13 protein-coding genes and 1 pseudogene are annotated in these 17,604 nt (G+C 60.2%); 10 read left to right on the plus strand and 4 right to left on the minus strand.

The window, feature by feature from the left end:
- Window positions 1–25: 25 nt before the first annotated feature.
- The 3 genes and pseudogenes from BQ8794_RS36480 to BQ8794_RS15125 form a co-directional block, all read left to right on the plus strand.
- Window positions 26–148, plus strand: a pseudogene (locus BQ8794_RS36480) (ferredoxin); the annotation flags it as partial.
- 174 nt (window positions 149–322) lie between these two features.
- Window positions 323–928 carry a nuclear transport factor 2 family protein gene (locus BQ8794_RS15120; protein WP_244554991.1) on the plus strand — a complete coding sequence of 202 codons (606 nt, stop codon included), beginning with the start codon at window positions 323–325 and terminating at the stop codon, window positions 926–928.
- A 76-nt stretch (window positions 929–1,004) separates the two neighbouring features.
- Window positions 1,005–1,637: a nitrogen fixation protein NifQ gene (locus tag BQ8794_RS15125; protein WP_077378939.1), complete on the plus strand. Its 633-nt coding sequence runs from the start codon at window positions 1,005–1,007 to the stop codon at window positions 1,635–1,637.
- Here the strand turns inward: BQ8794_RS15125 and rpoN are convergent.
- The 4 genes from rpoN to BQ8794_RS15145 all read right to left on the minus strand — a co-directional run bounded on the left by rpoN (window position 1,624) and on the right by BQ8794_RS15145 (window position 9,386).
- Window positions 1,624–3,030, minus strand: coding sequence for an RNA polymerase factor sigma-54 (rpoN, locus tag BQ8794_RS15130; RefSeq protein ID WP_077378941.1), 1,407 nt, complete (start codon window positions 3,028–3,030; stop codon window positions 1,624–1,626). The two genes, BQ8794_RS15125 and rpoN, sit on opposite strands and share 14 nt — an antisense overlap.
- Window positions 3,031–3,196: 166 nt before the next feature.
- Window positions 3,197–3,730, minus strand: a complete 534-nt coding sequence (locus BQ8794_RS15135; protein ID WP_077379110.1) for a peroxiredoxin — start codon at window positions 3,728–3,730, stop codon at window positions 3,197–3,199.
- A gap of 1,470 nt (window positions 3,731–5,200) precedes the next feature.
- Window positions 5,201–7,255 (minus strand): hypothetical protein, encoded by a 2,055-nt coding sequence (locus tag BQ8794_RS15140; protein WP_077378944.1) that lies wholly within the window; start codon window positions 7,253–7,255, stop codon window positions 5,201–5,203.
- Window positions 7,256–8,168: 913 nt separating this feature from the next.
- The gene (locus BQ8794_RS15145; protein ID WP_008878166.1) at window positions 8,169–9,386 is read right to left on the minus strand and encodes an MFS transporter; all 1,218 of its coding nucleotides are present in this window, start codon (window positions 9,384–9,386) and stop codon (window positions 8,169–8,171) included.
- Between BQ8794_RS15145 and BQ8794_RS34770 the strand changes: the two genes are divergently transcribed.
- The 7 genes from BQ8794_RS34770 to nifX all read left to right on the plus strand — a co-directional run bounded on the left by BQ8794_RS34770 (window position 9,385) and on the right by nifX (window position 17,590).
- Window positions 9,385–9,603 carry a hypothetical protein gene (locus BQ8794_RS34770; RefSeq protein WP_143744573.1) on the plus strand — a complete coding sequence of 73 codons (219 nt, stop codon included), beginning with the start codon at window positions 9,385–9,387 and terminating at the stop codon, window positions 9,601–9,603. The two genes, BQ8794_RS15145 and BQ8794_RS34770, sit on opposite strands and share 2 nt — an antisense overlap.
- Before the next feature lie 414 nt (window positions 9,604–10,017).
- Window positions 10,018–10,911 (plus strand): nitrogenase iron protein, encoded by an 894-nt coding sequence (nifH, locus tag BQ8794_RS15150; protein WP_065010720.1) that lies wholly within the window; start codon window positions 10,018–10,020, stop codon window positions 10,909–10,911.
- A gap of 95 nt (window positions 10,912–11,006) precedes the next feature.
- Window positions 11,007–12,509: a nitrogenase molybdenum-iron protein alpha chain gene (gene nifD / locus BQ8794_RS15155; protein ID WP_077378947.1), complete on the plus strand. Its 1,503-nt coding sequence runs from the start codon at window positions 11,007–11,009 to the stop codon at window positions 12,507–12,509.
- A 132-nt stretch (window positions 12,510–12,641) separates the two neighbouring features.
- Window positions 12,642–14,183, plus strand: a complete 1,542-nt coding sequence (nifK, locus tag BQ8794_RS15160; RefSeq protein WP_077378950.1) for a nitrogenase molybdenum-iron protein subunit beta — start codon at window positions 12,642–12,644, stop codon at window positions 14,181–14,183.
- Window positions 14,184–14,245: 62 nt separating this feature from the next.
- Complete coding sequence (gene nifE, locus BQ8794_RS15165) at window positions 14,246–15,748, plus strand: nitrogenase iron-molybdenum cofactor biosynthesis protein NifE (RefSeq protein WP_077378954.1); 1,503 nt, start codon at window positions 14,246–14,248, stop codon at window positions 15,746–15,748.
- Window positions 15,745–17,127, plus strand: a complete 1,383-nt coding sequence (gene nifN / locus BQ8794_RS15170) for a nitrogenase iron-molybdenum cofactor biosynthesis protein NifN (protein WP_077378957.1) — start codon at window positions 15,745–15,747, stop codon at window positions 17,125–17,127. Before nifE ends, nifN begins: the two co-directional genes overlap by 4 nt.
- A complete protein-coding gene (gene nifX, locus BQ8794_RS15175) occupies window positions 17,093–17,590 on the plus strand; it encodes a nitrogen fixation protein NifX (RefSeq protein WP_167378751.1) in 498 nt (165 codons plus the stop codon). Before nifN ends, nifX begins: the two co-directional genes overlap by 35 nt.
- The last annotated feature ends 14 nt before the right edge of the window (window positions 17,591–17,604 follow it).

Below are 17,604 nucleotides of genomic sequence, written 5' to 3' on the forward strand. Positions count from 1 at the left end.
CCGGGCACAGACGTTGGAGGTCGCCTTGCGCATCATCGTTCACCAAGCCAGATGTCAGGGTCATGCGCAATGCGCGGCGCGAGCGCCGGCAGTCTTCAAGCTGGATGAGGCGGGTTACATCCTCGCCGGTGACATTGAGGTTGCGGACGGGGAGCAACTGCTTGCGTCGGATGGAGTGCGATCCTGCCCCGAACTTGCGCTGGAAATCGACGATCCACCCGCTGCGCGAATCGCTTCGGAGGCCACCCCCAAACCGAAGACAGAGGTCCCGGAGCACGTCAGAACCGCCGAATTTGCGACAGACCCGACGGGCCAAGCGAAAATCGTCGAACTGCTCGACCGCGAGGCGATCCGCGACTGCCTCTATCGGTATTGCCGCGGGACAGACCGCGCCGATGAGGCGATGCTGCGCAGCGCGTACTGGCCCGACGCCCATGACAGCCACGGGCCGTATCGCGGCCCGGCCGAGGGCTTCATTCGGTTTGCGCTCGATGTCTTCAAGACCGGACCGCGCAACATCCATCAGATCACGAACATCCTGATCGAATTCATCAGCGCGGCAGAGGCCGCAGTCGAGAGCTATTTCACCGCGCTGCAACGCGGACCGGACCAAGACGGAGAAGTACGCCAGATGCTTCTATGCGGGCGCTACTGCGATCTGTTTCAAAAGAGGCAAGGGGAGTGGCGGATCGCCGAACGGACCGTTGTCTACGATTGGATCGAGGAGCAGATCCCACCGGCGGTGCTTGACGCAGAACGGTTCGGCCCGCGACAGCCGACTGGAGCACCGTATCCGGACGATCCGGTCTACGCGCTCGGGAAGCGTCGCATTGCTTCTGGCGACAATGCCTTCGCAGCTTCGCAACGGGAGGGCCGCATCAGTGGGACCACGGACCATGACATCTTTGCAGCGGAAGAGCGACCATAGCGACCCCACCGACACCCTGCAGGGGTGAAGATGCGGCCGGCGGGTTGCCTTTCTGCCCTGCGACGGAGACGGGACCATGTCCGCCCATAACGATGCATGTGTCCGCGCAGGCCAATACCCCGCCATTGAGCCGGAGAAGGGGTTCGACGAACATGTCCTTGCCTGCGTTCTCTCGTGTGCGCTCAAGGAGGTCGAGGATGGCGAAGCGACAGCGACGGAGTCAACAGGCCTTTCCCTTGCCGAGCTGCGCGAGGTCCTGCCCCGCAGTTTGTCCGCCACCGCTATGGCAACCTTCGCCTTGGAAGACGTCAGCGATCCTGAGCCGGGCATGGAGGAAGAACTTCTGCGCGGCCTGCTGCTGGCGCATGCCCGGCCGGGGGACCCGGCGAGCGGCCGCTTCGCTAAGATTGTCGCCCGGCGCGCCATGCGCGACGACCATCTGTGGCAGGACCTTGGTCTTGTCAATCGGGCCGAGCTCAACCGCCTGCTTGCCATCCATTTTCCGATGCTGGCGGCTGGCAATACCCAAAACATGAAATGGAAGAAGTACTTTTACCGCAAACTCTGTGAGGCCGAGGGGTTTTCGCTATGCACTGCGCCCAATTGCCGGGAATGTAGCGATTTCGACAGTTGCTTCGGACCGGAGGACGGCGAATGTGAAGAACGCGTCACACTGATTCAAGGGCCGCTTTTCGTCACGAGTCCTTGAGGCTTTGATCGCCGTTGCGCCACAAGCGCTTTTCCCGGCGCCGCTGTATGGAGGAGGGGATATTCATCGCCTCGCGATATTTGGTGACGGTGCGGCGAGCGAGATCGATGCCGCATTCCTTGAGCCGGTCAGCGATGTCATCGTCCGAAAGCACGCTATCAAACGATTCTTCGGCGACCATCGCTTTGATCCGATGGCGAACAGCTTCGGCGGAGTGCGCGTCACCGCCTTCGCAGGAGGCGATCGCGACAGTGAAGAAATACTTCAGTTCGAACACCCCGCGTGGGGTAACCATGTACTTGTTCGACGTCACCCGGCTTACAGTCGACTCGTGCATGTTGATCGCGTCAGCGACCGTCCTGAGATTGAGGGGGCGTAGGTAGTCGACGCCATATTGCAGAAAGGCATCCTGCTGGCGCACGATTTCAGTTGCAACCTTCAGGATCGTCTTTGCGCGCTGATCGAGGCTGCGGATTAACCAGTTCGCGTTTTGCAAGCATTCGTTGAGAAATGTCATGTCTTTCGATTTTTTGGCGGCTCGGCTTGAAACCTCCGCGACATAGCTCTGGTTGATCAGCACCTTGGGCAGCGTGTTCGGATCAAGTTCGATCTGCCATCCACCTCCGTGCGCAGGCATAACCCAGACGTCCGGTATGACGCATTCCGGCGTCCCCGATTGGAATGTGTTTCCGGGCTTGGGGTCGAGCGCACGGATTTCCTGCAGCATGTCGAGAAGATCCTCTTCATCGACGCCGCAACGCAGCTTCAGTGTCTGAAAATCGCGTCGCGCAAGCATTTCAAGGTTGGCAACCAAAACCGCCATCGCCGGGTCAAACCGGTTTCGTTCGCGCAACTGTATCTCAAGACATTCGCTGAGCGTTCGTGCGAAAATTCCCGGTGGATCGAGGTGCTGCAAGATACCCAGAACTCGTTCCACATCGGCCAGCCCGACGTTTAGGTTCCCAGCCAGGTCCGAAGCACTTACCTGAAGGTAGCCAGTGTCATCCAGATGACCGGCAAGCTGATTAGCAATCAGCCGCTCGTGCGGTGTGAAGGCAGTGAGGGAGATCTGACGAGCGACATGGTCGTGCAACGTTTCGGCTAAGGCAACAAACTCCTCGAAGGCAGGACGATCACCCGGCGCGGTGTTGGTCGCGTTCGACTGGGATTTCCCTTGCCTGGGCAGGTCCGGGGACCCAGCCCAGCTCGGTCCTTCAACTTCGCCAGGCCCCTCGTCGTTTGGCGCAGGCTCCAGAAGCGGATTCTTCTCGAGCTCCTGGTCCACGAATTGATGCAGTTCGGCATGCGTCAGTTGCAGCAAGCGAATCGACTCGATGAGTTGAGGCGATGCTGCAAGAGACTGTTTCTGAAGTAAGCCAAACGATGATTTCATGGTCAGTTCATTTTCAACGAAGCTCTTGGCCGTGGCTAACTGGATCTCTCGCAGGTCGAGGCTTCTAACGCGTCACATCGACCTCAAACGATGCGCCTTAGAGTTTCGCCTTTCGTGCACGGTCTCGCCCAAAAACGCCGCTGCACATGGTCGATCCTGCACCAGATCATGCAACGGCCCTCAATGTTTGAAGGACGTTCTGCGGGGATGAGACGCCATAGGGGTCGGTCTCGCAGTTGTCGGAGAAACCTTCCTCCTCAAACCACTGCTCCACCACACCATTATTGACCAGAGCCGCGTAGCGCCACGAACGCATACCGAAACCCAGATTGTCCTTGGCAACCAGCATGCCCATTTTGCGCGTGAACTCGCCTGACCCATCCGGGATCAACTCGACTTTCTGCAGCTCCAAGGACTTCCCCCATGCATTCATGACAAAGGCATCGTTGACGGAGAGGCAGTAGATCGCGTCAATCCCCTCCTTCTTAAATTCGTCATAGAGATCTTCGAAATTTGGCAGTTGGTAGGTCGAGCAGGTCGGGGTGAAAGCGCCAGGCAGCGAGAACAGGAGGACGCGCTTGCCGGCAAAGTAGTCGTCGGATGTCCTTTCTTCCCAGCGGTATGGATTTGGCCCCGGGACTGAATCATCGCGAACACGCGTGAGAAACGTGACGAAGGGCACCTTCTTTTGACCGGTCATTTCAACTTGCTCCTTTAGAAAAAACTGCCGCACTGGACTGGGCTGGCGCACTACCGCGCTGGGGTCCTGTGCCGGGCGCGAGATGATGCGGGGACGCGGCTCCCGATTCATGGGAACGGTCCAGCTCCAGATCTTTCTCACCCGAACGGCATCGACGTGAGGGATGAGGGGACGCGGCACCCGATGCATGGGTACGGTGCGGCTCCAGATCTTTCTCACCCGAACAGTGTCGATGTGAGGGATGAGGGCACCTTCGAGTGGCTCGATCCGTCTTGCCGCGACTACGGCGCCGGAGCCGGCATGGATCACCCACTGCTCGTGCCCGGGGTGAAACTCTTGGCAACCGGAAATGCCAGGAGCGGGAAGCGGGATAAGCATATGAGTCGCAATTGTGAGTCTCCACGCCGCAGACCGGCGTGGCTGAACTGGTTCAGCGTATTGGCTGGACTTGCCTATTTCCGGCCGACGTGGGCTCTGGCGAAATTTTGAGGAGCCTCTTGGATATCCACATGCTGATGCGAACCGGTACACGGCAAGTGCGCGAGCATCATCTGGCATGTCCACATCGGGCTTCCTCCGCAAAGCGGCTTCCGAGGACGAATCTGCAATCCGGACGACGTCCCGGTCTTCAGCGACGACGACCACCGCCGCGTTTGTCGATCGTTTAGAGCTTCGCGTGCCAGCCATGGTGCGGAAGTCGCTTTCTTCGTGGTTCAATGCGCTCTAAGCACGAGTAGCAAGCGGCATGCCATCTCCGATGAAGCTGCTTCTGCACCAACCCTTTCGCTTCGGGGACGACGTCTTCGGCAAGCCGATGCGCGCTATAGCCGTCACGTCATCACACTGAACAAAAGTCCTGTGTAGCGCGGATACCAGCGCTCCCCATCGCATGGGAAAGTGCGAAGCAGGCAGGCCAGGCCGATGCACTGTCCGCATACCGGCGGCACGGCATAGCGCCTGCCGCTAGCGTATTATTGCGTGCTGGGGCACAGCTATCGCGATCATACGACTCGCGCAGCGATCATGAGCGCGCGCGCTTTCGCACCCTGATCCGGAATGGGTGAGCATCGAACTCGGCTCCGGTGGGACGATCACAAACTTGAGGCCCGATTTGCTCTTGGCGAGCGTCTCTATCGGGACCTTCTTGTGTCCGAAATTTAACAAAAAATGTCGGGACTCACCGAAAGTCGCAAAGCGGGGTCCGGTTAACGGCAGGTGGAAGCGGAACGGACCGCCCGTCCGGCACGCGAATTGCTTCGATCGTCTCGTCGTTGAATGTCGGCAGGGCGTCGGGCAGGACCCGGAGAACCCAACGAGACCGCGCTCGATGCTCGCCACCGCGAGAACCCAGCCACACCTGCGATCCAAGCCACTGCCCGCCCTGCCAGGGCACCTCCCAGATCGCGCCTCGGTCTGCCAAGCTGGTTGGAGACCACAACATGCGGCGAGCAGGCCGGACCATTTCGACATCTAGGCCCGGTCAGTCAACAAGGACTTGCAGAACCCGGGAGTGAGCTTGCCCCGGTGGATTACGACGTTGTCGTGGCCGATCGCAGCGCGGGCGTCTTGCCACTGCCGATTATGCCCGCGCTGTTCATTGGACTTGACGTGGCAAGCGGCGAAGGCTGCGTCATCCAGCATTGCCAAGTGGCGGGCGTGTACCGGCCGGTTCGTATGGATGTGCACCCACATCGGACTCGGTATTGCACGATTACGCAGCGCCTTGGGCTGCAGCCTGATCTCGAACAGCGAGCCTGGCTCCCCCTTCAACGCACGTGGTCGATCCGCAGCCTCCAACTCCTCGGCTGCCCGCAAGTGTTCAAGGTACTTCTGCGAGGGAAAGGGGTAGGTCTTCATGCAATCGATGGAACTAGCGGCCTTTCCGCTGTCCAAAGCCTTCGCCAGTCCCTGCGCCTCGGACAACATCAACTTGAGCTGGCCTATTTTGCGGTGCGCTTCTTGCACGCGCACAGGCGTGAGTAGGACGCGCTGACGATGCTCCTCCAACGCGGCAAGGCAGGCCTGCATCTCGGTGGCCTGCGTTTGCAGGCGATTGATCACGCTGGCGACCGCGTGTTCGGCGTCCTCGGGCTTCATCTGGCGCGCTTGCGAGATGGTTTTTTGCTGACCGGCCACATTGAACTGCAAAAGTTCGTCCAACCGCTCAAGTCGTGGCATCAGGACCTCAATGGACAGCGGGGCCCGCCAGATTGCCAAGTTTGCGCCCGCCGCCGACGCACTCGCATGCGCCTCGCTCGCGCTCACGAGCTTCTTCGTGCCTAGATCCGAGCGCACGAGAACCTTGGCTTCTGGCGCAGGGTCCCTGACGGGCGCAGCGGCTTGCGGCTCGGGCCGCCGGGCCGTCGAACTCCCAGCGCGGGCGGCCCGCTTGCCTTTTCCTTTTTTTCTGGGCGCTGTGGTGCTTTCGGCCACTGTAGTCTTGCCGGCAGTTTCGGCTGGTATCGCAGCACCAGCGTCGGCCGGCAGCGCAATGGCTGGCGGCTTCGGCTGCAGTTCCAGGAGATGGATGACCTCGTCCGCAGTGATCCAGGCGTCGTCCACGATCTGGCTCAACAGTTCCAATGGGAGACCGGCACCTGTTTGGTGATCCCTAAGCCTGGCAACCACGGAGTGCGAGGCCGACGCAAATTCCGAAAGCCGCTCCACAACTCCTTCCAGAACGGCGCAGTGCTCTGCGTCGAGCGGGCGCCCTTTGTTCTTCATTACAGCGTCGCCCGTCGAGAGGAATGCCGGAAAAACGTCGGTGATGAAGTTATCCAGCAGGCGCCCTTGCCCGTTCTCACCGACGAGGAGTTCCCTGATTGGTGCTTCGAGCATGATCGCCTGGGGGGCCATGTTGACCTGTGCGAGATTGATCCGCGATTGCAGCTGCCTTACCTTTGAATTGACAACCCCGCCGGAGTGCAGCCGCAGTGCGGCCTCTTCTTCCTGCCGCATCTCGGCTGTTGAGCTTGGTAAGTTGGCAGTCGCGGCGCAGACGGACCGCATGCATTCGTAGCGCTGTACTTTCTTGTCATAAAACTCCATGCGGGCCACGTGATACTTCGCTGCACTGGGAGCCGATCGGCTCAGCTGGTCGAGGGTGGCATTGGATTTGACCAAGTTGTGGAGAATGCCGGCCACCCGCTTCCGGTCCTCTTCCTCCTTCTCGAAGATCGCCTCGGCCACCATGTTGCCACTTTCCGCCCGACGGACCATGTCGTCGCGGTACTGACGCACATCAGCGTCGGACAGAATGCTACGCGCCACATGGGGGGGCAGGCTCGCGTAGTAGTGCAGAACTTTTGCGCCGGCATTGACGAGCTGATCGAGCTGGTCTTGCGCCTCCTCCCACGATGCTCCGTTTGGCAGGCTCTCTTTCTCGAGAACCTCGATTTCCTGAACCAGCACGTGCATTTGTCCCTTTGCCGTGTTGATCTCTTCGCCTGACGAGGACATGGGGACTGCCACAGCCGAAGTTGGCGACTGGCTGGCCACCGGCGCCAGGGCTTCACCATCCGACATTGGGTGAACACCGCGCCGGCGCGGACTGGCTGCACGTGGCCCGGCGGCCGCACGTGGCGCAGCAGCCGGGATTCGATGTGAGGGGACGGAGGGGCCGGAGGATCTGCCGCCAAGCTCATCATGGGCACCGCGCCCAACGCCCGCCGAGGGTGAACCTTTACCTTGAGGCTCTGAGTGCATCCGCTCCAGGACGGAACCGAATGATTGGCTGCCTTCCCCGGAGGCAAGACTTGATTGCGAGCGCGAACTGCTCGATCCGGCTCCAGCATCCCCAATTCGCGGTTTTCCAGATCGGCCAATGCCCGTCATTTATTCATCTCCGATATAGGCGAGAACGCGCTGCCTATGGATTGGGGCTGATGTCACTCAGCCGTAGTGCATCAGGGCTTTGGCGGGGTAAGTGCAATCGCCTAGATGACAGGTGGCATGACCTCTGAGAACCAGCGGCATGATTTCGTCAATCGTCACGGCCAGCCCGGACCGACGACGTGACCCAGTACTGCTCAGCAGCAACCAAAATCGGTCGGGACTCGTACTCGATCGAATCACGCCGCACATGCTGTCCTCAGTTTATGTATCAGCACTCCTATGGGTTCAGGCTGGTCAGGCGCGGCAGGTCTAATAGACCGCTTGGCTGACGACTAACTGACGAGGAACTTCTCCCTGATACCCTGACCAACTCCGCCCGGGCGAACGCTGATGCACTTCCTGTAGCCGCGAACGGTGAAGCCGGCGAGGCGAGGCGACCGGCACTGGTCGGGTCCCAAGCGGAGGCAGTAGCCGCGAACTCCACGCGGCCTATCCGATAGGCGAGACGAAGCCCTGAACCGACAAAGTAGTCGTGGCAGGATCGCGCCGCGCGGCTGATGCGATTGCATCTTTCCCCGTGCTGCACTGGCCTGTGTCAGGCGGTCTAGGGTTCGCGCTTCGGTCCGAGCAAGAACACTGTCAGGGCGGCGAGGAACGTGGCTACTGCGCTGTAGGCAAACACACTGGCCACGCCGGCATTATTCACTAGCAGTCCGCCGAAGATCGCGCCGGCTGCGATGGCAATTTGGAACGTTGAGGTCATCAGCACACCGGCGCTTTCGGCCTGCTCGGGAACGGCGCGCAGCACCATCCAAGTCTGTACCCCCACCGGCACCGCACCGAAGCCAAAGCTCCATACAGCAACCGCAATGGCCGAGGCGGAGGCCGATGCCCCAGGCATCAGCAACGAGACAGCGGCTATCGCCATGAGCAGGGGCGGCAGCGCCGCGACTGCCTTGAGGCTGTGTTTCGCCAGGAATGCGCCGGCTAAATTGCCGAAGAAGCCGCATACGCCAGAAACGAGCAACAGCAGCGAGATCGTCTCGATATGGAGCGCGGAAATCTTCTCGAGGTAAACCCGGACATAGGTGAAGCTGGCGAAGTGCCCAGAAGCGACCAGCAGTACGACCAAAAGCGCGACCTTGATGGTTGGCTTCTTGATCACATTCAGCAGACCGCGGAATCCAGCCATTTCAACCGGCGGCAACGTCGGAATGGTTACGAGTTGCACCAGCAGTGTAACGGCATTGACGGCTGCGGCGATCACGAAGGTGGCTCGCCATCCCCAGATGTCGCCGACATAGGCGCCGATTGGAGGCGTGCAAACGATAGCGACCGAAACGCCGGTGAGGATGATTGACATGGCGCGCGGCAGGAGGTGATTTGGAACGAGCCGCATCGCCAGCGATGCCGAAATCGACCAGAAGCCTCCAAGCGCAATGCCGAGCACGACCCGTGCCGCCAGGAAAACCGGCAGCGACCACGCGAGCTCAGCCAGAAGGTTGGACAGGATCTGAAGCAGCATCATCGCCCACAGGACGATCCTACGGTCCAGGCGCTTTGTTATGAAGGCGACCGTCGGCGCAGAGATTGCCGCGGCAATCGCCGTCGCTGTCATCGTCTGTCCAGCCGCACCCTCTGTGACATGCAGATCATGCGCGAGCGGCGTCAGCACACTGGCAGGCAAAAGCTCTGCCGCCACCAGCCCGAAGGTGCCCAGGGCAAGCGATATGACCGCGCCCCATGCGGGACGAGACCGTTGATCCGGCTTTTCTGGGCCGTGCAGAAAAGTCTCCATGAAGCTTGTCGCGGAGTCGGTCATGAATAAGCTCGCCAGCTCGGGTGCACTGCAACATGGGTTGGCTGCATTGACCCGCATTCATGCCAGGAGCACGCCGTTGCCGGCTGCGTCGCACGAAGGGAATGTTCATCGCTGCCCGACATGTTGTGAAAGCACCGCGTGCAATATCAGTGCCGGTTTGTCCCAGCCGGACAAGGATGTGATCGTCGGAAGGCGTCGCATCAGGCATGTTCCATGACGACTTCGCGGGCCAGTCTCGAACCAGCCAGGCGCAACCAGCTACCAAGCACGGACATCTGATGTCCCGCAGCGGGGCACGCAGCCGGTCGCTTGCCGCCGCCTGTATGCAGCCAAAAGTCGGCTCTAGCTCGAAGGCCCAGCTTCCTCCCTAGCGGTCTCGAAGCTGACGCCTTGTGTCGGGCATTGTCGGGTCCGCTACAGGGCTTGTTCCGACAATCACTTGTTTGGCAGCAAACACTCGTTGGAGCTCAGGCTAAATCGCGGGACACAAACGAAAAAATCCCTGTTGGTTATGAGCCAGTCTACTTGGCACGAGTCTTGAGACCCTTTCGGTGTGAGGCTGCAAAAGCTGCCCATCGGCATTCATAATGCGGCCAGCCGCGACGGATGGAACGAAGGAAGGAAATCTATAATGTCAGGTCTGCGTCAGATCGCCTTTTACGGAAAGGGCGGCATCGGCAAGTCCACCACCTCCCAAAACACGCTCGCCGCCCTTGTCGACCTCGGACAGAGAATCCTCATCGTCGGCTGCGACCCCAAAGCCGACTCCACCCGCCTGATCCTGAACTCGAAGGCTCAGGATACAGTCCTGCATCTCGCGGCACAGGAAGGTTCGGTGGAAGATCTCGAGCTGCAGGACGTGCTCAAGATTGGCTACAGAGGCATCAAATGCGTGGAATCCGGCGGCCCGGAGCCGGGTGTTGGCTGCGCCGGCCGAGGCGTCATCACTTCAATCAACTTCCTCGAAGAGAACGGCGCCTACGACGATGTCGACTATGTCTCCTACGACGTGCTCGGGGACGTGGTTTGCGGCGGTTTCGCGATGCCGATTCGCGAGGGCAAGGCGCAGGAAATCTACATCGTTATGTCCGGGGAGATGATGGCGCTCTATGCCGCCAATAACATTGCCAAGGGCATCCTGAAATACGCCCATTCAGGGGGCGTGCGGCTCGGAGGGCTGATCTGCAACGAGCGTCAAACCGACCGTGAGCTCGACCTCGCTGAAGCACTGGCTTCCAGGCTCAATTCCAAGCTCATCCACTTCGTGCCGCGCGACAACATCGTCCAGCACGCCGAACTCAGGAAGATGTCAGTTATCCAGTATGCGCCGGATTCCAAGCAGGCCGGAGAGTACCGCGCGCTGGCCGAGAAGATCCATGCCAATTCTGGCCAGGGCACCATTCCGACGCCGATCACCATGGAGGAGCTCGAGGACATGCTGCTCGATTTCGGCATCATGAAGACCGACGAGCAGATGCTTGCCGAGCTTCAGGCCAAGGAAGCGGCGAAGGCGGCCGCCCAGTAACGACCGATATTGGGCGCCTCCTTGAGTTGGCGCGCGCCTTGCAAAGAACGGCGCCTCGTCGGTGAGGCGTCACCAGACACCTTGAAAGGGGTCCCATGAGCCTGGAATACGAGAATGATGGTGCTCTCCATGCAAAGCTTATTGAGGAGGTGCTATCGCAATATCCCGACAAAGCGGCGAAGCGCCGCAAAAAACACCTCAGCATCGCAAAGAGCGGGGTTGAGGCTGGGGGGGAAAGTGAGATCCTTTCCGAATGCGACGTCAAATCGAACATCAAGTCCATCCCCGGGGTGATGACCATCCGCGGCTGCGCCTATGCCGGCTCAAAGGGCGTGGTCTGGGGCCCAGTCAAGGATATGGTCCATATCTCGCACGGCCCCGTCGGTTGCGGCCAATATTCCTGGTCACAGCGCCGCAATTACTATGTGGGCACAACGGGCATCGACACGTTCGGGACAATGCAGTTCACCTCCGATTTCCAGGAGAAAGACATTGTCTTCGGCGGTGACAAGAAACTGGAACAGATCATCGACGAGATCGAGGTGCTGTTTCCGCTGAACAACGGCATCACCGTGCAATCCGAATGCCCGATCGGTCTCATTGGTGATGACACCGAGGCAGTTTCTCGCAAGAAGGCCAAGGAGTACAAAAAGACCATCGTGCCGGTGCGCTGCGAGGGGTTCCGCGGCGTCTCGCAATCACTCGGCCATCACATCGCCAATGACGCGATCCGCGACTGGGTCTTCGACAAGAAGGACGTTGAGTTTGAGGCCGGTGCTTACGACGTCAACGTGATCGGCGACTACAATATTGGCGGCGACGCCTGGGCCTCGCGCATCTTGCTTGAGGAGATAGGATTGCGCGTGGTCGGCAACTGGTCGGGCGACGCAACACTCGCCGAGATTGAACGCGCGCCAAAGGCCAAGCTCAATCTCATCCACTGCTACCGCTCGATGAACTACATCTGCCGGCATATGGAGGAAAAGTATGGCGTCGCCTGGATGGAGTACAATTTCTTCGGACCGTCCCAGATCGAGACCTCTCTGCGCAACATAGCCAAGCATTTCGGGCCGGAAATCGAGGAGAAAACCGAGAAGGTGATCGCCAAGTACAGGCCGCTTGTTGACGCCGTCATCTCCAAGTACCGGCCGCGTCTCGAAGGCAATACCGTCATGCTATACGTCGGTGGCCTGCGCCCCCGCCATGTCATCACAGCTTACGAGGACCTCGGCATGGTGATCGTCGGCACCGGCTACGAGTTCGGCCACAACGATGACTATCAGCGCACCAGTCACTACGTAAAGAACGGCACGCTGATCTATGACGACGTTACCGGCTACGAGTTGGAGAAGTTCATCGAGGGAGTTCGCCCCAACCTCGTGGGCTCCGGCATCAAGGAAAAATACCCGGTGCAGAAGATGGGCATTCCGTTCCGTCAGATGCACTCCTGGGACTATTCGGGACCTTATCACGGCTATGACGGCTTTGCCATTTTCGCACGTGACGTGGATCTTGCCATCAACAATCCGGTCTGGGATCTCTACCAGGCCCCTTGGAAAGAACGCCCGCCCAGTGGGCGGGCGATAGCTGCCGAATAGACACCCTATCCTGGCCTGGTCTCCCCAGAGAGACCATGAACCCCGCGAGCTTGTGAGCCTCGGGAAGCCCGAAACGTCTCGACGTACCTGAGCTGCCGTATGGCGCGGCCAGATGAAAAAGAGGTAACCCCAATGCCGCAGTCGGCCGAAAAGATTCTCGACCACGCTCCCCTGTTCCGCGAGCCGGAATACAGGCAAATGCTCGCCGAGAAGAAGCTGAATTTCGAATGTCCGCACCCGGATCAGATCGTTACCGATCAAGGCGAATTCACCAAGACCTGGGAATACCGCGAAAAGAACCTCGCCCGAGAAGCGCTTGTGATAAACCCCGCCAAGGCCTGCCAGCCGCTCGGCGCGGTGTTCGCGGCCGCGGGCTTCGAGCGGACCATGTCCTTCGTCCACGGCAGCCAGGGCTGCGTGGCCTATTACCGCTCGCACCTGTCGCGCCATTTCAAGGAACCTGCTTCGGCGGTTTCCTCCTCGATGACCGAGGACGCGGCAGTGTTCGGAGGCCTGAAGAACCTGGTGGACGGGCTCGCCAACACCTACCAGCTTTACGACCCCAAGATGATCGCAGTGTCGACGACTTGTATGGCGGAGGTCATTGGCGACGACCTGCACAGCTTCATCGAGAACGCCAAAGACGAAAAATCGGTCCCGCGCGACTTTGACGTGCCCTTTGCCCACACGCCCGCCTTCGTTGGTAGCCATGTCGACGGCTATGATGGCATGCTGAAGGGCATTCTGGAGCACTTCTGGAAAGGCCAGGAGCGCACGGAAGCCAAGGGAACCATCAACGTCATTCCGGGCTTCGACGGCTTCTGCGTTGGCAACAACCGGGAACTCAAGCGCCTGCTCGACGTGATGGGTGTGTCCTACACCTTCATCCAGGACGCGTCTGACCAGTTCGACACGCCATCGGACGGGGAATACCGCATGTATGACGGCGGCACGAAGATCGAAGAGGTGAAGCGGGCACTCGACGCCGAGGCGACGGTTTCACTGCAGTACTACAACACCCGAAAAACCCTCGACTACTGCGGGCAAGTCGGGCAGGCTACGGCTTCGTTCCATTATCCGCTCGGCGTCCAGGCGACTGACGAATTCCTGATGAAGATCTCGGCGCTTTCCGGGAAGGAAATCCCCGAGGCAATCCGGCTGGAGCGCGGCCGACTGATTGATGCCATGGCGGACAGCCAGTCCTGGCTGCACGGCAAGAAATACGCGATCTACGGTGACCCGGACTTCGTGTACGCCATGGCCCGCTTCGTCATGGAAACGGGCGGCGAGCCGACACATTGCCTCGCCACCAACGGCACCTCGGCGTGGGAAGCCGAGTTGAAGGAACTGCTTGCATCCTCGCCCTTCGGCAAGGACGCTCAGGTCTGGGCGGGCAAGGACCTTTGGGCTATGCGGTCGCTGCTCTTCACCGAGCCAGTGGACCTGCTGATCGGCAATTCCTATGGCAAGTATCTGGAGCGCGACACCGGCACCCCGCTGATCAGGCTGACGTTTCCGATCTTCGACCGGCACCACCACCATCGCTTTGCGCTCATGGGCTACCAGGGCGGATTACGCGTGCTGACGACGATCCTCGACAAGATCTTCGACAAGCTCGATCGCGAGACGAGCCAGACGGGCGTGACGGACTATTCCTATGACCTCACCCGCTAGAAGACACGGCCGGCTTTTCGCCCAGGCTGTTCATTGCCGAATGGACTTTGGAGACTGACGCAATGACCTCGCTCAGTGCCAAGATCCAGGACGTTTTCGACGAGCCTGCCTGCGACAAGAACCGTGGCAAGGATGCCAAGGCGCGCAAGGAGGGCTGCGCAAGGCCGCTGACGCCGGGAGCGGCAGCGGGCGGTTGCGCCTTTGACGGGGCCAAGATCGTCCTGCAGCCGATCACTGACGTTGCGCACCTGGTCCATGCGCCGCTCGCCTGCGAGGGCAATTCCTGGGACAACCGCGGTGCAGCTTCGTCTGGGCCAACCTTGTGGCGCACAAGCTTCACGACCGACCTTACCGAACTCGATGTGGTGATGGGGCAGGGCGAGCGGAAGCTCTTCAAGGCGATCCGCGAAATCAAGGAAGCGTATGCGCCGCCGGCAGTCTTTGTCTATTCGACCTGCGTGACGGCGCTCATCGGCGATGATATCGAGGCAGTCTGCAAACGCGCCGCCGAAAAATTCGGCTTGGCCGTGGTTCCGATCAATGCGCCGGGCTTGGCCGGCTCCAAGAACCTCGGCAACAAGCTCGCCGCCGAGGCGCTGCTCGATCATGTCATCGGCACGGTGGAACCCGACGACGCCGGGCCGTACGACATCAACATCCTTGGTGAATTCAACCTTTCCGGCGAATTCTGGCTGATAAAGCCGCTCCTCGATCGGCTCGGGATCCGGGTTCGCGCCTGCATTCCGGGCGACGCGCGCTATCTCGACATTGCCTCTGCGCACCGCGCCCGGGCGGCTATGGTGGTGTGCTCGACGGCCCTCATCAACCTAGCCCGCAAGATGGACGAGCGCTGGCACATCCCTTTCTTCGAAGGCTCCTTCTACGGGATTTCAGACACTTCGGAAGCACTTCGCAAAATTGCTGAGCTGCTGGTGAGGAAGGGCGCCGATCGGGAGATCCTCGACCGCACAGAGACGCTGATCGCTGAGCAGGAGGCGATTGCATGGGAGAAGCTCGAGGCCTACCGGCGGGGGCTGCAAGGCAAGCGCGTGCTGCTCAACACGGGTGGTGTGAAGTCTTGGTCGGTCGTCCATGCGCTGATGGAGATCGGCATGGAGATCGTGGGCACCTCGGTCAAGAAATCCACGGTCGAAGACAAGGAGCGCATCAAACAGATCCTCAAGGACGACAACCACATGTTCGAGCAGATGGCGGCGCGCGACCTTTATACCATGCTCTCAGAAGGCAAGGCCGATATCATGCTGTCGGGCGGGCGCACGCAATTCGTCGCGCTCAAGGCCAAGACGCCCTGGCTCGACATCAACCAGGAGCGCCAACACCCATACGCCGGTTATGACGGCATGGTGGAACTCGTACGCCAGATCGACCTCGCCATTCACAACCCGATCTGGTCCCAGGTGCGGGAGCGGGCCCCGTGGGATTGCCAGCCTGGTGTGAAGGACGAACAGCCGAGCACGAAGAACGAGACCGCGACGGTGCACTCTGCCCAGGAATTCGCCGGCACGACGCCGACGATTTCGGCGAGTGTTGAGGAAATCCGATGACCCGAATCCTTGCCCAGTCCAAATCAGCCTCGGTCAATCCACTGAAATCCTCACAGCCGCTGGGTGCCGCCTTGGCCTTTCTAGGGATCGACGGCGCAGTGCCGCTGTTCCACGGCACCCAGGGCTGCACCAGCTTCGCGCTAGTGCTCTTCGTGCGGCATTTCAAGGAAACGATCCCCCTACAGACCACCGCCATGGATGAAGTGACAACCATCCTCGGCGGGTCGGACAATCTGGAAGAGGCGATCCTCAATCTTAAGACTCGCACGAAGCCAAAGCTGATCGGGGTCTGCACGACGGCCCTGGTGGAAACCCGTGGCGAGGATTCCGCAGGCGACATCGCCGACATCAAGCTGAAACGGGCGGAAGAACTCGCGGGTACTGAGATCGTGCTGGCCAACACGCCGGATTTCAGCGGCGCCCTCGAAGAGGGCTGGTCCAAGGCTGTCACCGCGATGATCGAAGGCATTACGCGGCCTGGCGAGCGGGCGCGCCAGTCAAAGAAGATCGCAATCCTGCCCGGCTGGAACCTCACTGTGGCTGACATCGAGCATTTGCGCGAGATGGTTAAAAGCTTTGGGCTGCACCCGGTGATTTTGCCGGACCTCTCAGGCTCGCTTGACGGTACTGTACCAGACCACTGGGTCCCGACCACCTATGGCGGTACGAGCGTCGAGGACATCCGCGAGCTCGGCGCGGCCGAGCACTGCATTGCCATCTGCGAGCATATGCGCCGGCCGGCCGAGGTGCTGCACAAGGTGACCGGCGTCCCTTACGTGCTGTTCGAGTCACTGACCGGATTGAAGGACGCCGATCAGTTTGTTTCCCTGCTGTCCAGGATTTCTGGCGAGCCTGTGCCGGCAGGCGTGTGCCGTCGGCGGGCGCAATTGCAGGATGCGTTCCTCGACGGACATTTCCATTTCGGAGGCAAGAAAATTGCGATCGCTGCTGAACCAGACCAACTCTACCAATACGCAACCTTCTTCGTGGACATGGGCTCCGAAATCACGGCGGCGGTCACGACGACCGATATGTCGGAAATTCTGGAAAAGGTACCGGCGGAGTCGATTCAGATCGGCGATCTCGGCGATTTGGAAACGCTTGCCGGCGGCGCTGATCTTCTGGTCACCCATTCCCATGGACGCCAGGCGTCGCATCGCCTTGGCATTCCGCTCATGCGCGTCGGCTTCCCCGTCTTCGACCGGCTCGGCAGCCAGCACAAGCTCTCAATCCTCTATCAAGGGACCCGTGATCTGGTTTTCGAGGTTGCCAACATGTTCCAAGCCGACCGGCATGCGCCGACGCCTGAGGAACTTGATCCATTCCGCAAGCGGGAAGCGCCAGGTGGGCCCCGTTCGTCGCCTCTCGCTCGTCACTGACGAGGTTCAGGGTCCGATGCGTAAACGACAAGCAGGCGCTTTGCGCGTGGCAATCGCAACCCAAGACATGAAGGAGCTCAATGCACATTTCGGGTCCGCCAAGCGCTTTGTCATCTACGATGTGACGCGCGAGGAATGGAACCTCGTGGAAGCCGTTGCCTTCGACGACGTCTCCGACGAAAGGGGGAAACATCGGACCGAGGGGGATGACCGCATCGCACCGAAGGTGGAAGCGCTGAAGGGCTGCCACCTCCTGTTTTGTCTGGCGATCGGCGGACCTTCGGCAGCCAAGCTTGTTTCGGCAAAGATCCATCCGATCAAGGTGCGGCAGCCTCAGAGTATCCAAGAGGTGCTGTTGCGTACGCAGATGATGCTCAGGACGTGTCCTCCCCCGTGGCTGCGCAAGGTGCTGGCTGAGGCAGGTGTCGCGGAAAAGAAACCGTCCTTCGAGGAAGACGACTGAAATGAGGAGAAGGC

The organism is Mesorhizobium prunaredense (assembly GCF_900156895.1).
Classification (GTDB): Bacteria; Pseudomonadota; Alphaproteobacteria; order Rhizobiales; family Rhizobiaceae; genus Mesorhizobium; species Mesorhizobium prunaredense.